23 protein-coding genes, 1 tRNA gene, 1 other RNA gene and 2 riboswitches are annotated in these 24,897 nt (G+C 53.0%); of the genes, 2 read left to right on the forward strand and 23 right to left on the reverse strand.

All coding sequences use genetic code 11. From position 1 onward, the window contains the following. Positions 1-10: 10 nt before the first annotated feature. From cobJ to CIG75_RS16965, 4 genes are all read right to left on the reverse strand, one after another. Positions 11-1,774, reverse strand: a complete 1,764-nt coding sequence (cobJ, locus tag CIG75_RS16950; protein ID WP_094238479.1) for a precorrin-3B C(17)-methyltransferase — start codon at positions 1,772-1,774, stop codon at positions 11-13. A 140-nt stretch (positions 1,775-1,914) separates the two neighbouring features. Then, positions 1,915-2,092, reverse strand: a riboswitch (cobalamin riboswitch). A gap of 35 nt (positions 2,093-2,127) precedes the next feature. Continuing rightward, positions 2,128-3,222 carry a nicotinate-nucleotide--dimethylbenzimidazole phosphoribosyltransferase gene (locus CIG75_RS16955; RefSeq protein WP_094237713.1) on the reverse strand — a complete coding sequence of 365 codons (1,095 nt, stop codon included), beginning with the start codon at positions 3,220-3,222 and terminating at the stop codon, positions 2,128-2,130. A gap of 72 nt (positions 3,223-3,294) precedes the next feature. Continuing rightward, positions 3,295-3,469: riboswitch (cobalamin riboswitch) on the reverse strand. A gap of 37 nt (positions 3,470-3,506) precedes the next feature. After that, on the reverse strand, positions 3,507-4,070 hold the full coding sequence (cobO, locus tag CIG75_RS16960) for a cob(I)yrinic acid a,c-diamide adenosyltransferase (protein WP_094237714.1): 564 nt from the start codon (positions 4,068-4,070) through the stop codon (positions 3,507-3,509). Positions 4,071-4,324: 254 nt separating this feature from the next. After that, positions 4,325-5,359: a serine hydrolase domain-containing protein gene (locus CIG75_RS16965; RefSeq protein ID WP_094237715.1), complete on the reverse strand. Its 1,035-nt coding sequence runs from the start codon at positions 5,357-5,359 to the stop codon at positions 4,325-4,327. 101 nt (positions 5,360-5,460) lie between these two features. Here CIG75_RS16965 and CIG75_RS16970 point away from each other — a divergent pair, with 101 nt between their 5' ends. Then, positions 5,461-6,126, forward strand: coding sequence for an SOS response-associated peptidase (locus CIG75_RS16970; RefSeq protein WP_094237716.1), 666 nt, complete (start codon positions 5,461-5,463; stop codon positions 6,124-6,126). 47 nt (positions 6,127-6,173) lie between these two features. Here the strand turns inward: CIG75_RS16970 and CIG75_RS16975 are convergent, their stop codons facing one another. The 10 genes from CIG75_RS16975 to CIG75_RS17025 form a co-directional block, all read right to left on the reverse strand. After that, entirely contained in the window at positions 6,174-6,704 is a 531-nt protein-coding gene (locus tag CIG75_RS16975) for a hypothetical protein (protein WP_227874269.1), read from the reverse strand. 65 nt (positions 6,705-6,769) lie between these two features. After that, positions 6,770-7,618: a 3-hydroxyacyl-CoA dehydrogenase family protein gene (locus tag CIG75_RS16980; RefSeq protein WP_094238480.1), complete on the reverse strand. Its 849-nt coding sequence runs from the start codon at positions 7,616-7,618 to the stop codon at positions 6,770-6,772. 208 nt (positions 7,619-7,826) lie between these two features. Beyond that, a complete protein-coding gene (locus CIG75_RS16985) occupies positions 7,827-8,060 on the reverse strand; it encodes a cold-shock protein (RefSeq protein ID WP_094237718.1) in 234 nt (77 codons plus the stop codon). Positions 8,061-8,143: 83 nt separating this feature from the next. After that, positions 8,144-8,344, reverse strand: a complete 201-nt coding sequence (locus tag CIG75_RS16990) for a cold-shock protein (protein ID WP_094237719.1) — start codon at positions 8,342-8,344, stop codon at positions 8,144-8,146. Between the two features lie 351 nt (positions 8,345-8,695). Further along, positions 8,696-9,169 (reverse strand): Cys-tRNA(Pro) deacylase, encoded by a 474-nt coding sequence (gene ybaK, locus CIG75_RS16995; protein WP_094237720.1) that lies wholly within the window; start codon positions 9,167-9,169, stop codon positions 8,696-8,698. Positions 9,170-9,445: 276 nt separating this feature from the next. Next, on the reverse strand, positions 9,446-9,913 hold the full coding sequence (locus CIG75_RS17000) for a hypothetical protein (RefSeq protein ID WP_094237721.1): 468 nt from the start codon (positions 9,911-9,913) through the stop codon (positions 9,446-9,448). A 953-nt stretch (positions 9,914-10,866) separates the two neighbouring features. Next, on the reverse strand, positions 10,867-11,487 hold the full coding sequence (locus CIG75_RS17010) for a DUF4376 domain-containing protein (RefSeq protein ID WP_094237723.1): 621 nt from the start codon (positions 11,485-11,487) through the stop codon (positions 10,867-10,869). Positions 11,488-11,501: 14 nt separating this feature from the next. Continuing rightward, on the reverse strand, positions 11,502-12,290 hold the full coding sequence (locus CIG75_RS17015) for a hypothetical protein (RefSeq protein WP_094237724.1): 789 nt from the start codon (positions 12,288-12,290) through the stop codon (positions 11,502-11,504). Between the two features lie 540 nt (positions 12,291-12,830). Further along, positions 12,831-13,301: a hypothetical protein gene (locus CIG75_RS17020; RefSeq protein WP_094237725.1), complete on the reverse strand. Its 471-nt coding sequence runs from the start codon at positions 13,299-13,301 to the stop codon at positions 12,831-12,833. 160 nt (positions 13,302-13,461) lie between these two features. Further along, a tRNA-Arg gene (locus CIG75_RS17025) sits at positions 13,462-13,523 on the reverse strand. A gap of 234 nt (positions 13,524-13,757) precedes the next feature. On the opposite strand from CIG75_RS17025, the gene CIG75_RS20830 reads away from it, so the two are divergent. Further along, entirely contained in the window at positions 13,758-14,078 is a 321-nt protein-coding gene (locus tag CIG75_RS20830; RefSeq protein WP_157729615.1) for a hypothetical protein, read from the forward strand. Between the two features lie 1,078 nt (positions 14,079-15,156). Here CIG75_RS20830 and ssrA read toward each other — a convergent pair. From ssrA to CIG75_RS17075, 9 genes are all read right to left on the reverse strand, one after another. Beyond that, positions 15,157-15,525, reverse strand: a transfer-messenger RNA (tmRNA) gene (gene ssrA / locus CIG75_RS17035). Between the two features lie 75 nt (positions 15,526-15,600). Continuing rightward, on the reverse strand, positions 15,601-16,071 hold the full coding sequence (gene smpB, locus CIG75_RS17040) for an SsrA-binding protein SmpB (protein ID WP_094237727.1): 471 nt from the start codon (positions 16,069-16,071) through the stop codon (positions 15,601-15,603). 79 nt (positions 16,072-16,150) lie between these two features. After that, entirely contained in the window at positions 16,151-18,490 is a 2,340-nt protein-coding gene (rnr, locus tag CIG75_RS17045) for a ribonuclease R (protein ID WP_407701297.1), read from the reverse strand. A gap of 105 nt (positions 18,491-18,595) precedes the next feature. Beyond that, positions 18,596-19,318 carry an alpha/beta hydrolase gene (locus CIG75_RS17050; RefSeq protein ID WP_094237729.1) on the reverse strand — a complete coding sequence of 241 codons (723 nt, stop codon included), beginning with the start codon at positions 19,316-19,318 and terminating at the stop codon, positions 18,596-18,598. A gap of 87 nt (positions 19,319-19,405) precedes the next feature. After that, positions 19,406-19,645: a preprotein translocase subunit SecG gene (gene secG / locus CIG75_RS17055; protein WP_094237730.1), complete on the reverse strand. Its 240-nt coding sequence runs from the start codon at positions 19,643-19,645 to the stop codon at positions 19,406-19,408. Between the two features lie 88 nt (positions 19,646-19,733). Continuing rightward, complete coding sequence (gene eno, locus CIG75_RS17060) at positions 19,734-21,020, reverse strand: phosphopyruvate hydratase (RefSeq protein WP_094237731.1); 1,287 nt, start codon at positions 21,018-21,020, stop codon at positions 19,734-19,736. Between the two features lie 39 nt (positions 21,021-21,059). Beyond that, the gene (gene gpmI / locus CIG75_RS17065) at positions 21,060-22,598 is read right to left on the reverse strand and encodes a 2,3-bisphosphoglycerate-independent phosphoglycerate mutase (RefSeq protein ID WP_094237732.1); all 1,539 of its coding nucleotides are present in this window, start codon (positions 22,596-22,598) and stop codon (positions 21,060-21,062) included. A 16-nt stretch (positions 22,599-22,614) separates the two neighbouring features. Beyond that, positions 22,615-23,373, reverse strand: a complete 759-nt coding sequence (gene tpiA / locus CIG75_RS17070) for a triose-phosphate isomerase (protein WP_094237733.1) — start codon at positions 23,371-23,373, stop codon at positions 22,615-22,617. Positions 23,374-23,554: 181 nt separating this feature from the next. Continuing rightward, positions 23,555-24,742 carry a phosphoglycerate kinase gene (locus CIG75_RS17075; RefSeq protein WP_094237734.1) on the reverse strand — a complete coding sequence of 396 codons (1,188 nt, stop codon included), beginning with the start codon at positions 24,740-24,742 and terminating at the stop codon, positions 23,555-23,557. Positions 24,743-24,897 lie beyond the last annotated feature (155 nt).

The following is a 24,897-nucleotide window of genomic DNA, read 5'->3' on the forward strand; positions in this document are numbered from 1 at the left end:
TGTAGTCCTCCTAGTCTCCGCAGACCGTATCGACGGTGATGGCGGGAACGTGTTCGTTGTGGTGATAACCTGCGACCGAACCAATTCGTTTGAAAAATTTATGAAAACGCTCGTCAGGGTGACCTTTTTCTTTGTACTCGGCCAAAACGCGGCCCACCGTATCGACGAGCTCGTCAGCCGAGATCCCTTCGGCGACCGGCTGCGCGGGATGGGCGTTTCTGCCGATCGTCTTCCCACCGAGGAACAGGTCAAATTTGCCACGGCGATAGATGACAGCGAGGTCTTCATGCACCGAGCCGTAGCAGGCCATCGCACAGCCTGCAAAACCGATCTTCAGTTCCTTAGGAACGGCAAGCCCTTGGAATCGTTTGGCGATTTCATCCGCTTCCGGGATCGACTGCGACTTCTCCCCATTGCAGAAGTCGCATGCTTTGATCTGCACCACGTCACCGATCGGCTGCACGAGGAGCCCGACAGCTTGCAACTGGGCGGCGATCTGCTCCGGCTCTTTGGTCGTCACGCGCAGCAACACATAATGGTGCGGCGTGTACTCGATCTCGCCGTCCTCACCCGCCGCTTCGATCAGCGTGGCCAATTGACGCGCGTTCAACTTCTTGTTGCCCACCCCAGGTGAGACGGCGATTTCCAAAATGGCTGGCATCGCGTCAAACGGGTTGAGGGTCGGCTGTTGTACCGCTTTGCTGCTCACAACCCCGCGTTCGGCCAGCATCTGAACGGCCTGCAGAGCCAAGTCGAGCGGTTGCGCGCTTTTCGCAGGCGCTGTGCGAAGCACATCCTCACCTTCGCACACCCCGCTTACAACACTCGCCCCGTCCTGCTCGGGCTCGCTCCTTTGCGTTTCGGCCAGCGTCTCAGCCGCCGTGTTAGCATCATCTGGCAACGTGACCGATCCGCTATCTCCTCCAGTCGGTCGCTCCGTGACGCCGCCGTGGAGTGCCCACGGTTCGTGCTCCGCTTTCAGGCGCTCATTCGCTCGGATCGGTTGCTCCGCTCGGTCCAACGTGTACTTGCGCTGATACCCGCGCGGCGTGATCATTTTTCCGTCATACACAAACGTAGTGCTGTTGCCGATGATCACCGTCGTCAGCATTCCGATGTCATGTTCGAGCATCTCGCCGAGTGTGGTCAGAATCACCGACTGGCGATCGCGATACGCGCTTTTCACCAGTCCGACCGGAGTATCGGCCGCACGGTATTTCAGCAAAATCTTTTGTGTCTCCACGATCTGCCGCGTGCGCTTTCCGGAGCGCGGATTGTACAGCGCGACAATAAAGTCACCCATACCTGCCGCTTCCACCCGGCGTGCGATCAGCTCCCACGGTGTCAAGTGGTCACTGAGCGAGATCGTGCAGGCATCGTGCATCACAGGTGCCCCAAGCAACGAAGCGCAGGAGTTGATCGCCGAGATGCCCGGGATCACTTCCACTTCCACGCCGTCCGCTTCCCGCCAGCCTTTTTGCACCAGCACCTCATAGACGAGGCCGGCCATGCCGTATACGCCAGCATCGCCCGAGGAGATCACCGCCACCTTTTTGCCCATCTCCGCTTGGCGCACCGCTTCGATCGCTCGGCTCACCTCTTCGGTCATGCCCGTACGCACGATCTCTTGATCGGTCAACAGCCCGCGGATCAGATCGACATAAGTGTTATACCCGATGATCACGTCCGACTCCTGAAGCGCCTCGCGCGCACGCTCCGTGATGTGTTGAAAACTCCCCGGTCCAAAACCGATGATCAACAGCTTCCCGCGCATCTCGTTCATCTCCCATCTGAAAATTTCAAATAAAAAACGCCTCCCCGAAGGAAGGCGTCTAAACGTCCACATGCAAATGCATTCACAAAAAAGCATTCATGACAAACGATCGCCCACCCCTCTTATATCCCCGTAAGAAGGTATGGAAAACAATACAGGTAGGTCTCCTGACTCATGGATCATCACATCCTCTGCCTTCCCATCGTGAAACAGTGGCTTGTTAGAGGATGCTACCCAAATTACAGTGGCGGGACCGTGCCGGACTTACACCGGCTTCCCTTTTAAGCTCTTGCGAGCACCTGAACGTTATCCTATTTATTTGTGATCGAACGATTCAAAGTATAGGTGAAAAATTAGGGCTTGTCGAGACCTAAATCGGCAAACGTGGCCATCTCCGACACCAATCGACAAGCGGCTTCCAACAGCGGAATCGCCAGCACCGCCCCCGTTCCTTCCCCGAGGCGCATCTCCAACATCAACAGTGGTTCCAACCCGATTTCCTGCAACAGGGCAAGGTGGGCAGGCTCCTGGGAAAGATGCGACGCGAACAGTGCCTGTTTCACCCGTTCTTCCATCCGTACGGCGACCAGCGCCGCCGCCGCCGCGATCACGCCGTCCACGATCACCGCCATCTTGCGCTCCCACGCGCCGAGGACGACACCGACCAGCCCGGCGATTTCCAGCCCGCCCAGTTTGGCGAGCACATCGAGCGGATCGTTCGCATCCGGCCGATTGACCGCGATCGCCTGCGCGATGATGCGCGCCTTGTGCAACACTTGCTCATCCGCGATGCCAGTTCCGCGACCGACCAACTGCAACAGCGCCGCCTCGTTCTCCGCACTGGCAGACGGTGCGCACTCGTCAGGACTCATTTTGGAACCCGCTTGTTCCTCGCCCACTGCTTCTGCGATCCACTCAGCTCGCCCGAGCAAAACGGCGGCCAGCGCCGCGCTCGGCGTCGTGTTTCCAATGCCCATCTCGCCAAGTGCGACCACCTGCACGCCTTGCGTATGCAACCGTTCGACCGTCTCCACGCCGACTGCGATCGCCTGCTGGGCCTCCTCTTTCGTCATCGCTGGCCCTTTTGCCAGATTGGCTGTGCCCATGCGCACCTTTCGCGAGAGCACGCCCGGCACGTCTCCTTCCACCCGACTGCCGACATCGACCACATGCACCGCACAGTTCATCTGCCGGGCCAACACGTTCACCGCCGCTTTGCCGTTGGCGAAGTTTTGCATCATCAGCCCCGTTACAGCGGATGGGAACGCGCTCACCCCTTCCTCGGTCACACCATGATCGCCGCACATCACCACCACGGCGCGCTGCTCCACCTTCGGGAACACCGTGCCTTGCAACCCTGCCAAACGAATTCCGATCTCCTCCAGTTTCCCGAGGCTTCCCGGCGGTTTCGTCAAAATGTCCCAACGTTCTTTTGCCGCATTGATCATCGCACATCATCCCTTCAAGAAAATAGAAAAAGTCCAAGCCTAAAAAGGCTTGGACTTTCCAAATCCAAACAAAACGATCCATCTCGACAGGCAGGTCTTCTGGCTCTCGGATCATCCCCATCTTCCCTGTCCTTCCCAGACCGAATCGGTCCAGTGGTCAGAGAGGGTCCCCGAATACAGCGGCGGGCCCGCGCGTTTGCTTCCCTATTCTCCCGTCGTGACGGGCACCTGTCGATTGACATCCATTTTTCTAGCTCATAGACTACGGCAAGCCGCGCGAAAAATCAATACTCGATGCCAAAAACAGCGGGGATGCCTTCGTCATAGTAATGCTTGACCGGGTTCATCTCCGTCACCAAGTCGGCAAGTTCGATCACTTCTGGCAAAGCGTTGCGCCCGGTGATCAACAGGTGCACGTAATGCGGGCGAGTTCGGATCGCTTCGAGCACCTCTGCCAACGGCAACACATCGGCCACAGGAAAGCGCTCGATCGACAGCGCATTGTTCAACTCATCCAAAATCACCAGATCGTACTCCCCCGACAGCACGCTCTCCTTCGCCACCGTCCAAGCGCTTTTCAGTGCCGCCCGATGCTCCTCCGGCGTCTTCGTCCAGGTAAACCCGATCCCGAGCTGGCGGATTTCCACGCCCAATTTTTCCAAGGCGATCTGCTCACCATAGGTACGCTCCGGCGACTTGATAAACTGCAAAATCAGTACCTTGTACCCACGCCCGACCGCTCGCACGCACAGCCCCATCGCCGCGGTCGTCTTGCCTTTGCCATCACCGGTGTAGACCAGCGTCATGCCTTGTCGCTTCTCTCGTTCCATGTGCTCACTCCTGTTCATATCGCACCGCCGCTTCGATCCGTTCGAGCAAACCGGCTTTGCTTTTCGTCTTGAGCTACTTGTACGGCTCCTGATTGCTTCTGCGCCATTTAAGCACAGATTACCCGTCCGCTTCAAGCCACTTCAGACCCAAAATCTTGCTATGCACGGTGGTCGCAGGCATAGCATACAGACTGGACGAGAGCATAAACCGCAACTGTTTTTCTCCGTCTGTGTAAAATACTTCGATTACAGTATAGGTAAAACTGCTCGACTCAGCGTACACACCGCATCACACAGTCGCCAAACTCACGGAGGTAGTGCAGATAGTCCCCATCCGGTCCGCTGTAGTTATAACGTTTGTTGCACATCCTGACGACGACAAGCTCCTCTTCCGGCACCACCAACAGGGCCGGACCTGTCACGCCAAGAATTTGATACGAGCCTTTGGGAACCGTAGAGCCAATCTCACTTCGCAAAGCCTGCCGATCCTGCACATACCAAAAACAGCCGATCGAAGGCAGATCGGGATCGGACAGCTCAGGACTTTGCACCTCTGTCGCCAGCCGTACAAGTTCCGCAGGCACGACCTGTCTGCCGTTCACTCGCCCGCGCGTCAGATGCAAGTACCCCCACATGGCGAACTCGCGCGCCGAGACAAACAGATTGCGCTGCATTCCGTCCCCGCTGCCATCTGTGCCCAGCACCAACTCCGTCTCCTCCGGCCGATCCAAAATCACCGACACCAACTGCTCCGTAGCTTCTGTGCGCCATCCGGTCTCTGTGAATCCGAGCGGCCCGAACACCGTGTCCTGCAAAATTTCTGCCACCGTCTTCCCCGTCGCACGGCGGATGATCTCCGTCATCATCACCACATTCACCCCGCGATAGGCCCACGAACTTCCTGGAGCAAACTCGCGATACAGCTTGCCATCGGCATCAGCATGCAAGCCATGCGTATGCGTCACAAGATGCCGGATCGTCGTCCCCTGTAGCAAATCGTCGTCATACTCTGGCAGATAGTCGAGCACGAGATCGTCCAGACCGCCAAGCTTTCCTGCATATATGGCCCACGCCGCCGCCAATCCAATGTAGCTTTTTCTGGCCGAGGCGACATTGAACTGCGAGCTGGCTGTCACCTTCCGCGCCCCTGCCGCATGTGAATGAAAGCCAGCGTATCGCTCCATCACGATCTCATCCCGCTGGATGACCAGAAGTGCCGACCCGCTCCCACCATTCAGGTGGTTGATCTGCTCCACATAGGCGGCCAATTTTTCAAATCGACCGTTCTGTTTCGTCTCCAACTGCATCCCGTGTCGCCCTCCTTTTCTGTCCCGTTGTACTTTCACTTCTCTCCTGATTTCTCCTCCTTGACTCCGCTCGTGGTATCATGATCAGAGGAGGTGTTCCTATGTGCGGACGATTCACCCTGACCATCACACCCGATCAACTCGCTCTGCGCTTCGATGTGCCCGAGCCTACCTATGACTACCGACCCCGCTACAACATCGCGCCCGGACAAAACATTACCGCTGTGATCCAAAGCGCAGGACAGAACCGGATCGGTCAGCTCAAGTGGGGGCTGGTGCCGCCGTGGGCGAAAGACGAAAAGATCGGGTACAAGATGATCAACGCCAAATCGGAGACGGTGCGGGAAAAACCAGCCTTCAAAAGCGCCTTTCTCCGCAAACGCTGCCTGATTCCCGCCGACAGTTTTTACGAATGGCAAACGACCCAAGGCGGCAAGCAACCGATGCGAATTTTGCTGAAAAACCATGATCTCTTCGCCTTCGCGGGCCTCTACGAATCGTGGACCGCCCCAGATGGCAACCGATTGCACACCTGTACAATCCTCACCACCAAACCCAACTCGTTGGTCGCCCCGATTCACGACCGCATGCCGGTCATCCTCCGCCGCGAGGACGAAGCGCTGTGGCTCGACCGTGACAAACACGACGCCGAACTGCTGCACTCCTTGCTCATCCCCTTTCCTGAGGACGAGATGTACGCCTACCCCGTGGATAAGCTGGTCGGTAACGTGCGCAATGAGGTGCCCGCGTGCATCGAAAGCCTGTAACCAGAAAAGCCACCGCGACGGCCTTGGCCCGCGATGGCTTTTCAGATTTACATCAGATCTTTCATGCGCTCCTTCTTACTCGAATCTCCTTTTCGGAGCAATAGCGCAACACCGAGCAGCAAGAACAGCGCAGCAAACCCGTACCGTCCGACCCAGACGAGATGTCCGATCCCAAAGACGGTGAAGAAGATCACCGACAAACCGCCGAGAATCCCGACTGGGATCAGCAATCCTGCGTGGCGTCCGCCAAAAATATACAGTTCAAACAACCCCAGCGCGACCGATGCCAAAAAGCCCGGCCACATGTAGCTCCACGCATCGAACAGTATCGAGATCTGGCAGACTGTGCCGACACCGAGTAAAATCCCACCTGGCACCAGCAGTCCTGGCAAGCGACCACGGCTGTAAAAAAAGCCGATATGAAAGCCCAATCCGAGCGGTATCAAAATCAGCGACGGCCAGAACATGCCAAAGATCACATCGGGTGCGATCAACTCTCCCAAAAATCCGAACTGCCCACTTAAAAACAGCAACCCCAGTACGATAAAGATAATGCCCAACCAATTTCGGGTATTCAAAAGCCCCACCTCGCTCTACGTTAGATGGGGCTAGTGTACCATATTGTGCAAAGGACTGGTAGATTTTAGTACGAATAAAACCCTTGACCCGATTTGCGGCCATGCAATCCAGCTTCCACCATTTTGCGGAGCAACGGGCAAACGCGGAATTTCGGATCTTGGTAGCTTTCATACAGGATGTCGAGCGACTGTACGACCGTATCGAGGCCGATCAGGTCGGCCGTCTCCAGCGGGCCCATCTTGTGGCCGAAGCACTCTTTGAAGATGTCATCGACCGACTTCGGATCGGCCACTTGGTCTTGCACCACATAAGCCGCTTCGTTCATCAACAAATGGGACAGACGGTTGGAAACAAAACCGGGCAAGTCGTTTACCATGATCGCTTTCTTTTCCATCGAGCCTAGGAAATCGTTGGTGAACTGAATCGTTTCTTCTGACGTATGCCAGCCTTTGATCGACTCCACCGTCGGCTTCATCGGCACCGGGTTCATAAAGTGCACGCCGATCACCTTATCGGGACGCTTCATCAGGCTGCCGATCTTCGTGATCGAAATGCAGGACGTGTTGACGAGAAACACCGTTTCTTCGTTGCAGATCTCGTTCATTTTCACGTAGCAATCGCGCTTGATCTCCCACACTTCCGGGACGTTCTCGACGATGATGTCCGCATCGGCCAACAGCGAATAATCGGTGGTAAACGTCAGGCGTGGCATGACAACATCCACCGGCTCCAATTGCTTGTCCTTCTGATAAAAGCCAGCAAAGCGCACGTTTTGGTAGATCGACGCTTTTGATTTTTCCAACACTTCCGCTTGCAAATCAACTACGACCACTTCATGCCCAGCCTGTGCTGCGCTTTGCGCAACGCCAGAACCCATCACACCAGCACCAATAACTCCAACCTTCACTGAAATCCACACCCCTCTTGTTGAATCCTTCTGATTTTACTATTTAATTCGCATTCGCCACCGATACCTCCTCCACAAGTATCGAAAAAAGAAAAAGCAGGTCGAAAATTCGACCCGCTTTCACAATACGTGCTACTTCCTTAACAAAAGAGCACCCGTTTGTCGGTCAGACAGACGGGTGCTCCTTCATCTGAGCGATGTATCGATGGAGAAATTATTCCTCGATCTGCACACCTTTTTTAATCGATTTCAAATCGCCATTCGGATTGTCAAGAACTGGTAGCAACTTGGTGCTGCTCTCCATTGGGGAATTACAAAGCCGACAAGTCGGCACATGCTCGAAGGCGAAGTTGTCTCGCATCCAGCCCTTGCAATCATCTTGTGTGCAGGACCAAATACGAGTATCTTCCATCGGAATTTCTTCTTGCGACTTTGCTCGATTATACATGGTCGAACCCCCTCAGTTGATTTTGCGAAGACGAAATAAAAAACTGCCCCTAACCAAGTTAAGGGCAGTTTGAAGTTGTTAGCTTACAGCTTTACAACGTTCTCAGCTTGCGGGCCACGAGCGCCATCAACAATGTTGAATTCAACTTTTTGGCCTTCGTCGAGAGTTTTGAAGCCGTCGCCAGTGATAGCGGAGAAGTGAACGAATACGTCGCTGCCGCCTTCAACTTCGATGAAGCCGAAACCTTTGTCAGCGTTGAACCATTTAACTGTACCTGTTTGCATTTGGAAAAACCTCCAGAAAATTAGATTAACATGTTTCTTTTATTCTCGTGAAAAAATAAAATTCACACATTGAAAAAAGTATCATACGTACAACTGATAACCCTTTGCAACACGTGAATTAGGTAATCCGTTTGTATTTGTTCTTATCTTACCATAGGCAATCCGGAAAAGCAAATCATTGGAACGAAATTCTCACAACAAAAATTGGCATGGCCACTCGCCCCCCTTTTCCATGATTGTAAACATAAGGGAGCCCTTCGACTCCCACTGCATCCCTTTCTAACTTGCTTTGAACGCATCCCCTTGCAACAAGAAGGCCAGTTGCTCAAACCGTTCCAACTTTTGCACCTGTTATGTTTTGATGACATCGGCCAGTTCATATTTGATGACCTTCTTTATTTCATCAAGGCTGACCTCAATCTGATAGCCGATTTTCCCACCACTAAAGATCAGGGTCGCCAGATTCGATGCGCTGGCATGGATGACAGTGCGGAAAAATTTTTTCATCCCAATCGGAGAACATCCACCATGAATATACCCTGTCAAACCCAATAGATCCTTAGATTTCAGCATCTCAATCGACTTTTCACCGACCTGTGCAGCCGCCTTTTTTAAGTCAAGCTCCTCTGCAACAGGAACAAGAAATACGTAATGGGTTCCCGTCTTCCCGGTTGTGACCAGCGTTTTAAACACATGCGCCGGATTTTGACCCAACACGGTAGCGACATCGACACCGCTGACCGCATCTGTGTGTGTATAATAATGCTCCTGATACGCAATCTTCAGGCTATCGAGCTTGCGCATCGCGTTCGTTTTCTCGCTCATCTTTTTCCTTTTCTCCTCTCCACTCAATATTTTTCTCGCCGCTATGACCGATGTTTTCGTAGCATGTCATCACCTTAAAAAATGCACTAGGCAAGCATACGACAAAAAAGCGTCTAGACAAAGCCCCTCCCCTTCATCAAGAGTTCCGTTTTCGAAATCGGTAGCTTTACACATTGGATTCTAAACGTCGATTGGGAAAAGGGAATACATGATTGTTCCCCCTTTTTTCCTCTCTACTTGGAAGGAAACTGACTTCTCTTCCATCTGAGTGAATCGTTATTGTTTTTGGATGGATTCAATCACCCATGTTTCGAAAGGGGACCAGGGCAGTGGATAGGTATATGATGCCAGACGAACTTTGAATAAATCTCCTTCCAAGTTGATCACCGTGAAGTAAATCTGATTCGGTTCGTTCTCCAAATCCTCGGTTGAGGAAACGATTTTCACTTGCAGCGGACGTGACGCATCCTGAAGTGCCTGCAATAATTCTGGTGCGATCGTATTTGGTAAATAGTCATCCGCTTGGAACGTATCGAGCTCATTTTTTAGTTGCGCATTGCGATTCCATTCTGAATGTCCAACAACTGGGATACCGATCAAGATGACAGTAAGAATCGCAGTCGTGATCAGCTTCCTCTTTGAAAAGCGTCTTTGTCGCATGCCGACAATCAAGAAAACCAACAAAATGATGAAGATCAATAACATCAACAAGCCAGCAAACAGATCGTAAGGAATATCGATCACCCTTTCAAGTCATTAGTCATTTACGTCAGAAGCCCCCTGTACTTCGTATTGAACTCACTCGTAAGAAAAAACATCATGACAGATTGCTCAAAAGTAGAGGTCATGGCTTTGAACTTTACATCACTGCTTGAGTTAGGCGTGAATTTGCACCAATCTAATTGCTTGAGCAAGTGCATCTAGATCGGACATTTCTTCGTGATCCATATAAAATTTCCTATCCTGATTCACTTCATCAAACAGAAACATTGCATATCCCCCTTATTATGTAGGGTTCTTTCTCACAGGAGGAGTTTCCTCTTCATTTGGTAAGCCGAACAGCAAGTCGATACAATGAACTAGCCAAGGTTCGCTTTCCCAACCTTTTCAAGTTCTCGGTGGCGTTCGTCAACCCCGAGAGCGGATGCAGCTATGCAAGCAATTCGATCATGAGTAGAGGGAAACGGGTATTTTCATGTATTGAAGTCAAACCATAGATGAGCGTCTGCACCTATAGCGGACCGGCTATGCGCTCTGCTTGACCGCCTCCCGCAGTGCGCCTTGCGTTCCTCTCTAAGCCGCGCCCTATCCTCTTCCTTGCGCAGCTGTTCCGCCTCTTAGCATTGCCCCTCCACTCCCTGCTGCTGTTCAATGCTATGTCTATCCGAATCTGTTAGTACGCAAAAAGCCCCGCTATTTAGCGGGGCTAGGCGAAAAAAAGAGACCGCTTCATCGCGCTCTCGTGGTGTTGCACTTGCGACTCGGACAACGTCGTAGTGCTGATATTTGGTTAACCTCTGGACGGAGACCGATATGAGAACGTCACATTCGACGATCCGGCCATATCCGAAGTACAATGCAGCATGCGTGTAGGCGTTTCCCGTTAACTTTGCGATCAGCCAGGATACCACCCAACTAGTCCACCTGCGCCGATCGATGCTCGTCCATGCCGCGGACGAGGATAATGTCGCCAGGCGTCAGTTCCATTCGATCGACGGCAGCTCCTCGATCGTCTGTGCCACTTCCACAGTAGCTTTGAGCGTCCAGAACTTCGCGATCTGCGCTTCTTTGTGGGCATCGCCGTCTAAGCACACCTGCTTGAACTGATCGACTGTGTGGGTAAGCGGTCCGGCATCCTTAGTCTTCCAGAGAAATTCGGTTGGCGCGGTTCCGGCGGCAATGCCTGCCAGTCGTCCGGTGAGGTTTGCTTGGTCTTCGCGATCGAAGCCGTATTGGTGCTCCTCTCCAAGTGCCGTGGAGACAAAACCACCGATGATCGCTTGGTTGCAAAAGTCGTTGAGCTGAGCGATCTTTGCCGCTTTAAGTTGGTCGAGATTGAGCCCTGTTGCGTCAACATCAAACACGATGGTCCGTGAGAGTGGTTGAACACGATATGGATAGCGGGCAAAGTTCTCCGCAAACTCACCGAACGGTAACTCCAACACGCCGACTGTTGCTGGTACTCGTTCGGCCAGTGCAACATATGAGGAAAAATCCTGTTCGATTGTGGTCTCAACCACATCTCCTGACCGTTCACCAGTGTCCACCAGTACATTGCCTGTCGCTTTGTCATAGTAGATTTTTCGTCCGATCTGCATAAAAGTCACCTCCATCATTCTATTGCGAGCCATTTGTGACTTCGGGCAGATCCATTGACAGTTTCGTATGCCACAAGCATTTCGAAACCATCGGCAAGTACAAGGAACTGGCCTGGGCCTGTTCCTTGCGTGAGAGTTGAATTCATGTATGTCGTGGCGGCCGACACTTCCCAAAAGGAGTTCCGATATGGTCCGTTTATATAGTCCGTTGTTCTGACTATATAAGCTTCTGCGTTCGAAGCGAGTGAATTAGCGATAATGAGTGAAGGTTGGAAGCCCAATCCTGTGACTGTGATCTTGTGCCATGCACCTGTTTTCACTCCGGCCGCTGTGCCACTTGCAAATCGTTTTCCTGTGATAATTCCAGCAATTCCGTTAGCCAATTCCTGAAACGAGTGAGGGGCAGTTCCTGCTACCGTGCCCCCCTTGGCGACAACGGCGGCTGCGACCTGCGCTTTCCCATTATCGACAGATGTAAAAAGCTCAATTTGGTTTCCTGTGAGTTCCATAAGGACACTCTCTAAGTCATCTCTTGAAAAAGTGCCGCCTGCAAAGTCAACTTTTATCGCACTGGCCGGGTGCGCGGCAGTCGCCGTGTTTACATGAGCATCCACCTTGGCCTGCGCTCCTGTAGGAGTCTCCGCTCCGATCTGTTGCGGTGTCACGCCATGCGGATTGTTCTTCTCTGCGGCATGATCCTCAATAAGCTGCCTCCCCTCTGCAATTCCTCCTTCAATCCGATTTATATCCTTCTCCGACAATACATCATTGTAATTCCAGTCTGTCTTCGGAACGTAAGGCATGTAGCACCTCCTTCTTGGTCTCACTATATAGCCGCTAAAGATCCAAAAAGATGAGGTGGAAATATAATAGCCCCGCCATGTAGGCGAGGCTGTTCATTCTAATTTTCTGTCCGTAGAACTTCGGCGTCATGATGGAAGCTGTCCCGCATTTCCACCATGTGCGCTCCTTCCCACATCGTGCCTAAAGCGCTGATGATGATGTCCGCCGCCACTTGGTCTGCCTGCCCAGATCGGTTGTGATCTCCAGTACTACCGCCTGCCGGAGTGTATTTACTGTGTAGTTGCAGGCAACGGTGATCTCGTCGCTCGAGGTCTGAGTGATCGAGCCGTAGAGGGCGATGGCGAGCTGAACTGACACTATGTCGAGCTTTAGGGCTGGCGTCTCTCCAGTGGGTGCCGCGCAATTGTGAAACTGAAGAGTATAGGAAAAAGAAAGACCGCCTGCGCGTTTAGACCTAATGGCAGTAGAGTCGCGGGCGATCTATCCTTATCCTGTTGAACCTATTGCTTTAGATGGACTTTTATTTCATAGTCACTCCACTAGCGAGCAATACCCGTTAAGACGTAGTCATTAGTAGTGAAATGGCTTAAATAGCTGTACACTCTGATGTAGTACTTCTTCCGATTATCCAAATATTTCACTATTTTCTCATCCTTGTTTGAACCATTTCGGGAGAATCCGACCAAATTGTAGTTCTCATCGTACAGTTCTAAATCATAATCAAGAGCAAAACTAGCGCTTGGAATTTGTAAAGTAATTTCAAAATTCTGTCCCCTGCCGAGAATCTCGAAGAAATCCTCATCTTCTCCAGTTGCGGTTGACCTTGTAGGGGTTCCCCAGAGATTTGCTAGAACCGCAATCGCTCCAAATGCTGTTTGTAGGCGCTTCGCATCCGCAAAGCTATCATTGTTTTCGTAGCTATCTCCACCAGTAGCCGCATTCACTCCATGAGGTGCGACCGCAGAAGCGAGAACCAATGCAGTGAGCATTCCAGCAACCAATTTCTTCATCAAAAACACTCCTCTGTTTTGTATTTTCATATTTATATTACAAAATAAATTATTTTTTTGAATTCTGCACAAAGGTTGATTTCGTACCCAAACCAATACTTTTTCGCTTGCATTCTGATATGAACAATTAGTAGATATTCATTTATGCATACTCTGCTGCTCCCGGCAGGATTCGAACCTGCGACCTGCCGCTTAGGAGGCGGCTGCTCTCTCCGCTGAGCTCTAGGCCCAAGATACACGCATATGCGATGGAGTGCTTGAAGCGTCATTACATTTTTTTCAAAAATGCTTCTTTGATTGCACTTCTCCAATATTCATAAATGAATATTCATTGGCGATAACGCCTTCTTTTGTACAGCAAATAATACCCCAGCTTCTCTAAAACGCAGTTTTCAATGTTACACAATTGGTTTCCCTGTGATATAATTAATTAAAACTATAAGGAGTTGGTTAAAAGTGAAAAGATTCGTAGTTGGCACTCTTGCTGTTTTGTCAGCCCTTGCAATCGCTTCATCCGCTAGCGCAGCCCCTGTTAGCCTTGTTTCTTCCAGTCCAGCCTTACCAAGTGTAGAAAGTGTCATCCAGCCTGAAGCCCAATCAAAAGAAGTTGAGTTGTATATTTCCTACACGATAGGGCAGACTATCTATCCAGTCATTCATTACTCTGATAAATACGGTTATACTGGATATATTCACCAGATAAGTTCTGAAACTAATGGTGACACTATTACAGTGCTATACAGAGGGACACTCTACAAGTGGGATAGACTTCCCTAAAAAAGGAGGCTCTTGCCTCCTCTTTTTTATTGATCCAAGCAAATGTAGAAGCATCTGCACGCGATGCATTTACCAAAAAACGCATAAATTTGTTCTCCTTCGTACTTATGTTTGGAAATAGAAAGACCACCTGCCTTGATCGTCATGATCTGCAAGCGGTCTATCCATCATCAATTGCTTCTGGCACAAGTGTATCACGCGGTGAATGTGCATCGCAAAAACTGTCCGAAATGTCCGAAGTGTCCGTGGTTGTTTGTCGTATATCGCCCAAGCGAGTTTCCGGTTCACCTCGTGCGCCCGCTGGCGAGATACTTCAAGGCGTTTGGAAATCTTCGTCACCGTCTTGCCGCCCTCGCTGCACTGACGTTGTTCGGATTCTAGGCCATATCGGCCCGATCAATCTTGGTTTTGGTCATAACACTTCCGCCCCCTTTTCTACATATTGAATCACCCAAAGTACAGTATTCTATTTACTTTTTCATGAAATTTATGTTATTATTAAATTGTTACAAAATAAAAAAATCGGAGGTGTTTGTCATGTTGAAAGCTGCCGGTATTTTTGTTTTGGCTGCTGTGCTTACTGTTGGAATTTTCGAGTGGGGTGGACCACCACTAGACGAATGGGGTTGCTACTGGCAAGGCGATTACCGTGTTTGCCAATAGCCGATGTGCAGAGACCGCTGAAGCGGTCTCTTTTTTTCACCTCGCCCGCCTTTTATATCTGGTCTCTCGCTCGGACAACCAATTGGAGGAAGAGGCGATGGCTCCTCTTCTTAAAGAGATCGAATCGCTTGATAAAAGGATAAACAACTGGTTGGAACTAGTAGGCGAGGGTCTGGGGGAGTGCTTTCATCGGAAAAATCAAACATGCTGAGATACAAAAGGAGGGGATCAAAGTGGAGTTGAAACGGATCGAACGAAGAACTCGTAAAAAACATCCTCAAAACGAAAAAACACTCACTATTCTCCCGCATGATCACGAGAAAAAGCAAGTGCTTCAGGAATTTGTAAACACTGTAGTCGTTGAAAGCCGCGCCATACATGAGTTTGACGCCGATCTCTCGTACAGGGTTTTTAATGGTGGAGGCGAGGGGAGTCGAACCCCTGTCCGAAGACCTCGCTGCATGAGCTTCTACGAGTGTAGTCGTCTCTTTTGGAAGTTCGCCGTCAGGACGCGGAGCGACACGCTGCCATCAGGCTAGCTCGTTTACGTTTCGCTGGAGGACCACGAGCAAGTCCTCAAGCTATCCCGCTAGAGTGACGTCCTAAGGGCTACGCAGGAGTAAGCACAAAGGACGGATTCACAGACTAAGCTGCGAACGCGAGGTTTTGGTTAAAGCTAGGTTTCTTAGCGTTTATCGCTTTCCGCGTTTTTTACGTGGCCTCGCAGCCCCACGACTCGCAACATCATACTCGAACAATCCCCGTCGAATCCAAAAACGCCCCCATGATAGAAGGGTCTTGCCGGAACTGCACGCTTACTAGTATACCACACTCTCCCCCGCCACGGCGGAGGTACTTCTTAGTACTTCTGGCGTTCTCTGAGCACACGCTCCATCTCACGCTTGGCATCGCGGTTTGCGATGTCCTGACGCTTGTCGTAGTTCTTCTTACCCTTCGCAAGACCGATCAGCACCTTGCAGTAGCCATTCTTGATGTACAGCTTGAGCGGAACGAGCGCATAGCCCTTCTCACGCGTCTGACCGAACAGCTTGTTGATCTGGTGCTTGTGCATCAGCAACTTGCGCGTGCGGGTCGGGTCTACGTTGTGGCGATTGCCCTCTTCGAACGGCGAGATATGCAGGTTCATCAGGTGTGCTTCACCGCTAGAAATACGGGCGAAGCTATCCTTGAGGTTGGCGCGGCCGCGGCGGATCGACTTGATCTCCGTGCCAGTCAGAACGAGACCCGCTTCGATCGTTTCTTCGATGAAGTAATCATGCGTTGCTTTTTTATTCTGGGCGAGGACTTTCGGTTCTGTCTGTGCCGACATCGGCGTGCCACCTCCTTATGTTCCAAAAATATTAGCATACCCCTCGCACGATCGTCAAGAGAAAAACCCGCTGAATCGATCAGCGGGCTTTTCTCTTTTTGTTTTTGCGACGCGCTTTGTTCACCGCTTGCTTCAATTCGGCCAGTTCGGCTGGTGTGCGTCCCGTCTTCTTTTTCTCCGCCGTCTTTTTGCCAGCGTTAGCCTTAGCGTTGGCGTTGCCGCCTTTACCTGCTACCTTGCTGCCTTTGACCTGTTTGGTCTTGCGGCGCTCGGCCAATTCGGCGCGCTGCTCGTTGTTTTTCACATGGTTGAGCAGTTGGAAGTCGATCGTGCGATCCGTCTTGTTCGCACCCATCACTTTGATCTTCACCGGATCACCGATGCGGTAGATGCGACCTGTGCGCTCCCCGATCAGGCAATACTGCTTCTCGTTGAAGTTGTAATAGTCGTCGATCATGTAGGAGATATGAATCATCCCCTCGATCGAATTTTCCAACTCAACGAACATCCCAAAGGAGGTCACGCCGCTGACGATGCCCTCGAACACTTCGCCAACTTTGTCCAACATGTATTCGACCTTTTTCATATCGTCCGTCTCGCGCTCCGCTTCCACCGCGACGCGCTCGCGTTCTGACGTGTGCTTGCCGACCGTATCCATCATCTCTTGAAGACGCTCGATCCGCTCATTGCTCAACTTCCCGCCGTTGTTGATCACATCGCGAATGATCCGGTGAATCTGCAAGTCCGGATAGCGGCGAATCGGTGAAGTGAAGTGGCTGTAGTATTTGGCAGCCAGCCCGAAATGGCCGAGCGGCTCCGGCGAATATTTCGCCTGCTTCAACGAGCGCAGCATGACGGTGTTGATGATCCGCTCCTCCTGCGACCCTTTCACTTTTACCAGCAACTCTTGCAGCGCGTGCGGATGAATCTTGTTGTTGCCGCCCGCCCCTTTGATGTGGTAGCCGAAGTTGTGGATAAACTCGTTGAAATTTTGCAGACGGTCAGCATCCGGCTCTTCGTGAATCCGGTACAGGAACGGGATGTTCATCCAAAAGAAGTGCTCAGATACCGTCTCATTGGCCGCGAGCATGCATTCTTCGATGATCATCTCAGCAATCGTGCGCTCACGCTTTTTGATGTCGGCTACTTTGCCGTCCGCGCCGATGATGATCTTCGTCTCCTGAAAATCGAAGTCGATCGCACCGCGGTCCATCCGGCGGTCGCGCAGTTTCATCGCCAGTTCCTCCATCGTTTGGAACATCGGCACCAGCGCGGCATAGCGCTCCATCAAGTCCGGATGTTGATCTGGCTCAGTCAGGATTTTCCGCACGTTCGTATAGGTCATGCGCTCCGTCGTATTGATGACCGACGGGTAGATGTCGTGGCGCACCAGTTCCATGCTCGGGGAAAATTCCATCTCGCAGGTCATCGTCAAGCGATCCACCTGCGGGTTCAACGAACAGATCCCGTTGGACAAACGATGCGGCAACATCGGAATCACGCGGTCTACGAGATAGACGGACGTACCGCGCGCATACGCTTCCTGATCGAGCGGTTCCCCTTCGCGAACGTAGTAGGACACGTCTGCGATATGTACGCCGAGCAGGTAATTGCCATTGTCAAGCCGTTCGACGTTGACCGCATCGTCAAGGTCTTTCGCGTCTTCGCCGTCGATCGTCACACAGACCCAATCGCGCAGGTCTTTGCGGCCTGCCATGTCACGTTCGGTGATCAGATCGGGTGCGTCGTTCGCCGCTTCCAGCACCTCTTCTGGGAACTCTTCCGGCAGTCCAAATTTGCGGATTACCGACAGGATATCCACGCCTGGATCGTCCGGGTTGCCGAGCACTTCTAGCACCCGACCCTGCGGATTGCGCCAGCCTTCCGGGTAGGCAGTGATCTCCACCACGACCTTGTGACCCTCTTTTGCCCCGTTGTAATCTTCCTCAGCCAAAAAGATGTCCTGTCCAAGACGCTTGTCATCAGGGGTGACAAACGCATAGCGGCCCGTCATCGTCACGATCGTACCGACGACCGTCTTCGTGGCACGCTCCAAGATGCGGATGATCTCGCCTTCCTGACGCTTGCCGCCGCCTTTCTTGTTGATGCGGGCGATGACGCGGTCGCCATGCATCGCACCATTCATATCGCCTGCTGCCACAAACAAGTCTTGCGGCCATTTCACACTGTCTTCCGGGATCACAAAGCCAAACCCTTTCGATTTGCCTTGCAGTTTCCCTACGACCAGATTCATTTTTTCAGGTACACCAAACGCATCACTTCTGGTGCGGACGATCTGCCCGGTGTCTTCCATCAAGCGAAGGATTTGGATCAGCTCTTCCAGTCCATCCGTGTTGTCAATGCTGAAATGGTCTTCCAGTTCAGCGATGGTCATCGGCTTGTATTCAAGCCCGCTCATCAGTTCTAACAGTCGTTCTTCGGTTAGCACAGTTATCGGTGCCCCCCTTCTTCTTTTCTAAAGTATGCGCAGACTGGCGCGGGGCTAAACAAAAAGAGGGCCATTTCACACGTTGCCCTCTGCTGCCCCCTCAATCCGCTCGATAAAGTTGACCACGCGCTGGCAAACTTCCTCTCGTTCGCAATCGTGGCAGATCATGTGCCCCGAACGAGAAAAGAATTGCAACTCTTTCTGACCGCACGCGGCCGCCTCCAAAATGTAGGCAGCACTGCGCGGCTCGACCAAATCGTCCAACTCGCCTTGGACCACCAAAAGCGGTACGTTCAACTCGGCCAGCTTCGGTTTGACCTCCTGAATCAGACGCCGGAAATGAACGAGCGAGCGCAGCGGCGTTCCTTTGACCTTTAACATGTAGCGCGCCACATCATCGTGACGGTCTCCGGCGCGCATCGACTTTTGGATCGCTTCGGCGATCGTGCGAAAAAGTTGTTTGTGGTTGATCGTGTAAATCGGCGAGGAGAGCATCGTCAGCGATCCGATACGCTCTGCGTGCTTGATCGAGAGGTAGGCCAAGATCAAGCCGCCCATCGAAAAGCCGACCAAGTGGATTTTTTCATGAGGGTGCTCATTCATCAGGCTGATCAGTGCTTTTTCTGCGCTCTGGATCCAGTCCCGCCACGTCACACGGTTCATCTCATGTCGCGTCGTGCCATGTCCTGCCAATGTCGGCATCGCGACGATGTGTCCGGTTGCGGCCAAAACTTTCGCCAGCGGCTCCACTTCAAAAGGTGTGCCGGTATAGCCATGTAACAGAAGACAAACTCCCATCTTGTTCGTCGCCTCCCCGCCCCTGTTTATGAAAAAAGTACCGCCTCCTCCAAAGGACGAGCACGGTACTCCATTTGTTAGTCGATGTTACGCGTTTGCAACCAGCCAAGCGACCCACAAGGTGAGGCCAATGAAGCCAATTGCCAATCCTGCCGTAATTTTAGCCAGAACTGCATCAAAACCACGAGCTTTACGGCCAACGAGTTGTTCCGCACCGCCAGTGATCGCGCCGGACAGACCTGCGCTCTTACCTGATTGAAGCAGGACGACCAAAATCAAACCGAGTGCAAAAATTACGAGCAGAACCTTCGCAATCGTCAATAACATCCAACTCACCTCCAGGGTGTGGAACGTGCCCACACAGTTACATCCTCTATATTAGCAGAAAGCTCCTTTGGTGACAAGAAAGGGCCGTTTAACGCTTGATGTTGTAAAATGCCGATTTACCACCGTATTGCGCGGTGTAGTCGAGCATGTCTTCGATGCGCAGCAGTTGGTTGTACTTCGCCACACGGTCGGTGCGCGACGGTGCACCCGTCTTGATTTGACCCGCGTTGGTTGCGACCGCGATGTCTGCGATCGTCACGTCTTCCGTCTCGCCGGAACGATGCGAGATGACCGCCGTGTACCCAGCGCGCTTCGCCATCTCGATCGCGTCGAACGTTTCGGTCAAGGTGCCGATCTGGTTGACCTTGACGAGGATCGAGTTGCCGACGCCTTTGGCGATACCGTCTGCCAGACGCTCGGTGTTGGTGACGAACAGGTCGTCGCCGACGAGTTGCACGCGCTCACCGATGCGGTCGGTCAGCAGTTTCCAGCCATCCCAGTCATCTTCGGACAGGCCGTCTTCAATCGAGATGATCGGGTATTTATTGACCAGCTCTTCGTACATCGCCACCATCTCTGCAGACGTTTTGGTCACGCCTTCGCCTTCGAGGTGGTAGTTGCCGTCTTTGAACATTTCGGTCGCTGCCACGTCGAGTGCCAGCATGATGTCTTCGCCCGGCGTGTAGCCCGCTTTTTCAATCGCAGACATGATCAGCGTGATCGCTTCTTCGTTCGTCTTCAGGTTCGGTGCAAAACCGCCTTCATCGCCGACAGCTGTGTTCAGCCCCTGTGCTTTGAGGACGTTTTTCAAGGAATGGAACACTTCCGCTCCCATGCGCAGCGCCTCGCGGAACGTTTCAGCCCCGACAGGCATGACCATGAACTCTTGGAAGTCAACCGTGTTGTCCGCATGTTGACCACCGTTCAAAATGTTCATCATCGGCACCGGCAGTTGCTTCGCGTTGAAACCGCCAAGGTACGTGTAAAGCGGCAAGCCGAGCTCTTTGGCTGCTGCGTGCGCCACGGCCATCGAGATGCCGAGGATCGCGTTCGCACCGTATTTCGATTTATTCGGGGTCGCATCGAGCGAGATCATCAGGTTGTCGATGCCCACTTGGTCAAAGATGTCTTGGCCGATCAATTCCGGGCCGAGCTCCTCATTTACATTTTCCACCGCTTGGAGCACGCCTTTGCCGAGGTAACGGCCTTGGTCGCCATCGCGCAGTTCAACCGCTTCATACGCTCCGGTCGAAGCACCGGACGGTACCATCGCGCGGCCGATGATGCCTGTTTCCGTTTCGACTTCCACTTCAACGGTCGGATTGCCTCGAGAATCGAGAACTTCACGTGCACGTACATCATAGATAATACTCACCAATAAACACTCCTTTTATGTAAATGGGATGGGATTCCGTTACGAAATGATGCTTTTGCCAGTCATCTCTTCAGGTTGTGCCAGTTGGAGCAAGTTTAGTACGGTCGGCGCGATGTCAGCGAGGATGCCCCCGTCGCGCAGCGCGACCCCTTCTTTGGTGACGATGAACGGCACCGGCTCGGTCGTGTGCGTCGTGCACGCTTCCCCGCTCGGCAGGATCATCATGTCCGCATTGCCGTGATCGGCGGTGATCAGGCAGACGCCGCCTTTTTCCAACACTTTCTCGACCACTTGGCGCAGACAGGTATCGACAGTCTCTACCGCTTTGACCGCCGCTTCCAAAGAACCGGTGTGTCCAACCATGTCGGCATTGGCAAAGTTAAGGCAGATGAAATCGACACCCGCTTCGATCTTTTCCACACAAGCGTCCGCCACGCCCTGTGCGCTCATCTCCGGTTGCAGGTCGTAGGTGGCCACTTTCGGCGAGGGGATCAGCGCGCGCTCTTCGCCTTCAAACTCATCTTCGCGACCACCTGAGAAAAAGCTGGTCACGTGCGGGAATTTTTCCGTCTCCGCGATGCGCAGCTGCGTGAGCTTGTTTTGCGTCAACACTTCGCCCAGCGTGTTGTCGAGGCTGGTCGGCTTGTAGGCGACAAATCCGCCCACCGACTCGGAAAATTTGGTCAGGGTGACGTAGTACAGGTCTTGCGGACAGCGTTCGCCGCGATCGAAACCGCGGAAGTCCTTGTTGGTGAACACCTGCGAGATCTGAATCGCCCGGTCGGGACGGAAGTTAAACATGATGACCGCATCTTTGTCTTTGATCAGCCCAACCGGAGTTCCGTCTTCCTTTTTGATCACCGTCGGCAGGACAAATTCGTCTGTCACCGAGGCGCGGTACGAATCTTCTAGGGCCTGCAGCGGGTCGGACGCAGACGGCCCTTCGCCGTAGACCATCGCCCGGTACGCTTTTTCTGTGCGCTCCCAGCGTTTGTCGCGGTCCATCGCATAGTAGCGGCCTTGTACGGTCGCAATATGACCGACACCGTTGTCGCGCATGCGTTTTTGCAGGTCGATGATATATTGACGCGCCGTGCCTGGGATGACGTCGCGACCGTCGAGGAAGGCGTGGACAAACACTTGGTCCTGCCCCATGCCCTGCTCATGGCAGAGGTCGAGCAGTTCCATCAGGTGCGAAATGTGGCTGTGCACACCACCGTCCGACACGAGCCCGTACAGGTGGAGGGCGGTGCCGTTCGCTTTGCAGTGTTCGATGGCATTGAGAAACGCCTGATTATGCTTAAACTCGCCTTCGCGGATCGACTTGGAGACCCGGGTCAGATCTTGATACACGATGCGTCCGGCACCGATGTTCAAATGCCCGACTTCCGAGTTGCCCATCTGCCCGACCGGCAGGCCGACCGCTTCGCCCGAGGCGGTCAGCGTCGTGTGCGGATACTGGTTCCAATAGCGGTCAAAATTCGGCTTCTTCGCCAGATAAACGGCATTGCCTTTCGTCTCCTCGCGCCAACCGAAACCGTCGAGGATGATCAAGGCGACAGGTGCAGGACGTGTCATATGGTCGTTCCCCCTCTTACTTCAGTGCGCCTTGGAGCAGTTTGGCAAACGAGCCTGGATCGAGGCTCGCCCCGCCGACCAATGCGCCGTCAATGTCGGGCTGAGCCATCAGCTCTGCGATGTTTTCAGGCTTAACCGAACCGCCGTATTGGATGCGCAGCAGATCGCCTTTTTCCTTGCCGTACATCTCGCTTGCCACTTGGCGGATGTGTGTGCAGACATCGCCTGCATCTTGTGCCGTCGCCGTCTGTCCCGTGCCGATCGCCCAAATCGGTTCATAAGCGATGACCACGCGAGACACATCGTCAGCCGACACGTTGGCAAGGGCGGCGCGGACCTGCTCCTCGACCCAGTTTTTCGTGATGCCTTGGTTGCGCTGATCGAGGTCTTCACCGACACAGATGATCGGCAACAGTCCGTGCTTGAACGCCGCATGCACTTTTTGATTGACCGTGTCATCCGTCTCGCCAAAATACTGACGGCGCTCGGAGTGACCGATGATCACATAGGAGCAGCCGACATCTTTGAGCATCAGCGCCGACACTTCCCCGGTGTATGCTCCTTCTTCCGCCTGATGCAGATTTTGCGCGGCCAGTTTGATCGTACCGCCTGCAAGCAGATTGTTCAGGGCATAGAGTGAGGTCGCCGGGGCGCAGAGCACCGCCTCGACATCTGTCGTGTTCGGAGCGAGCTGTTGCAGATGCTCGACGAAGGACTGCGCCTGCGCGACCGTTTTGAACATTTTCCAGTTGCCAGCGAGAATCGGTTTACGCACTAGATTCTCCTCCTCTACCTGTCGTTCTTTATTTGTCATTCAGGGCGACAACTCCCGGCAATGCTTTGCCTGTCGTTCTTTACTTATCATTCAGGGCGACAACTCCCGGCAATGCTTTGCCTGTCGTTCTTTACTTATCATTCAGGGCGACAACTCCCGGCAATGCTTTGCCTGTCGTTCTTTACTTATCATTCAGGGCGACAACTCCCGGCAATGCTTTGCCTTCGAGGAATTCGAGCGATGCGCCGCCGCCAGTGGAGATGTGCGACATCTTGTCGGCCACACCCGCTTTTTCGACTGCTGCCACCGAATCCCCGCCGCCGACGATCGTGGTGCCGGAGCATTTGGCCACCGACTGCGCGACCGAGATCGTACCTTTGGCAAAAGCGTCCATTTCAAATACGCCCATCGGACCATTCCAGATGATCGTATTCGAACGCTGCACGACCAATTCGAACGTGCGCATCGATTTCGGCCCGATGTCAAGCGCCATCCAGCCGTCCGGCACGCCTTCGAGTTCAGCATCGACGACGCGATGTTCCGCATCGGCCTTGAACTCGGATGCGACGACGAGGTCTTCCGGCAGGAACACCATCACGCCCATGCTCTCCGCTTTGCCAAGCAGTGCCGAGGCGAGTAACAACTTGTCCTCTTCGACGAGCGAATTGCCCAGCTTGTAGCCGAGCGATTTCAGGAAGGTGTTCGCCATCCCGCCGCCGATGATCAACTGGTCCACTTTGCCGAGCAGATTCTCCAAGACGGTGATCTTGTCCGACACTTTGGCCCCGCCGATGATCGCGGTAAACGGGCGGTTGGGGTCATCCAGCGCTTGACCCATGAAGTTGATCTCTTTCTCCATCAACAAGCCTGCTACCGCGGGCAGATGCTCCGCGATGCCAGCCGTCGATGCGTGTGCGCGGTGCGCCGTGCCAAACGCGTCGTTGACATAGACATCGGCCAGCTCCGCAAATTGCTTGGCAAGCTCCGGGTCGTTTTTCTCTTCGCCCGCATGGAAGCGAACGTTTTCCAACAAGAGGACATCGCCGTCTTGCAACAGGTTGACGCGCTCCTGCACCTCGGGCCCGATCGAGCCTTGCGTTTTTTCCACAGCTTTGCCGAGCAGCTCGGACAGACGCTGTGCGACCGGCTCCAACGAGTATTTGCTATTCACTTCGCCTTTCGGGCGGCCAAGGTGCGACGCAAGGATGACGCGAGCTCCTTCTTCGATCAGATAGCGGATCGTCGGCAACGCCGCCACAATTCTTGTATCATCGGTGATGGTCGCGCCGTCGAGCGGGACGTTAAAATCGCAGCGGACAAATACTTTTTTGCCCTTCACATCGAGATCGCGAACCGATTGCTTATTCATAGGAAGTTCCTCCGATCATAGGAAATGAGGAGGTGTCGATATCCGTTCCTCCTCATGTATCTTTTCCCTATCGATTTTACCAAATGTTACTGCCTGATGGAACTAACATTTGGTGAAAGTGTCATACTTTTTTCAAGGACATCCCTGAAATATGT

This window comes from Tumebacillus algifaecis (genome assembly GCF_002243515.1).
Classification (GTDB): domain Bacteria; phylum Bacillota; class Bacilli; order Tumebacillales; family Tumebacillaceae; genus Tumebacillus_A; species Tumebacillus_A algifaecis.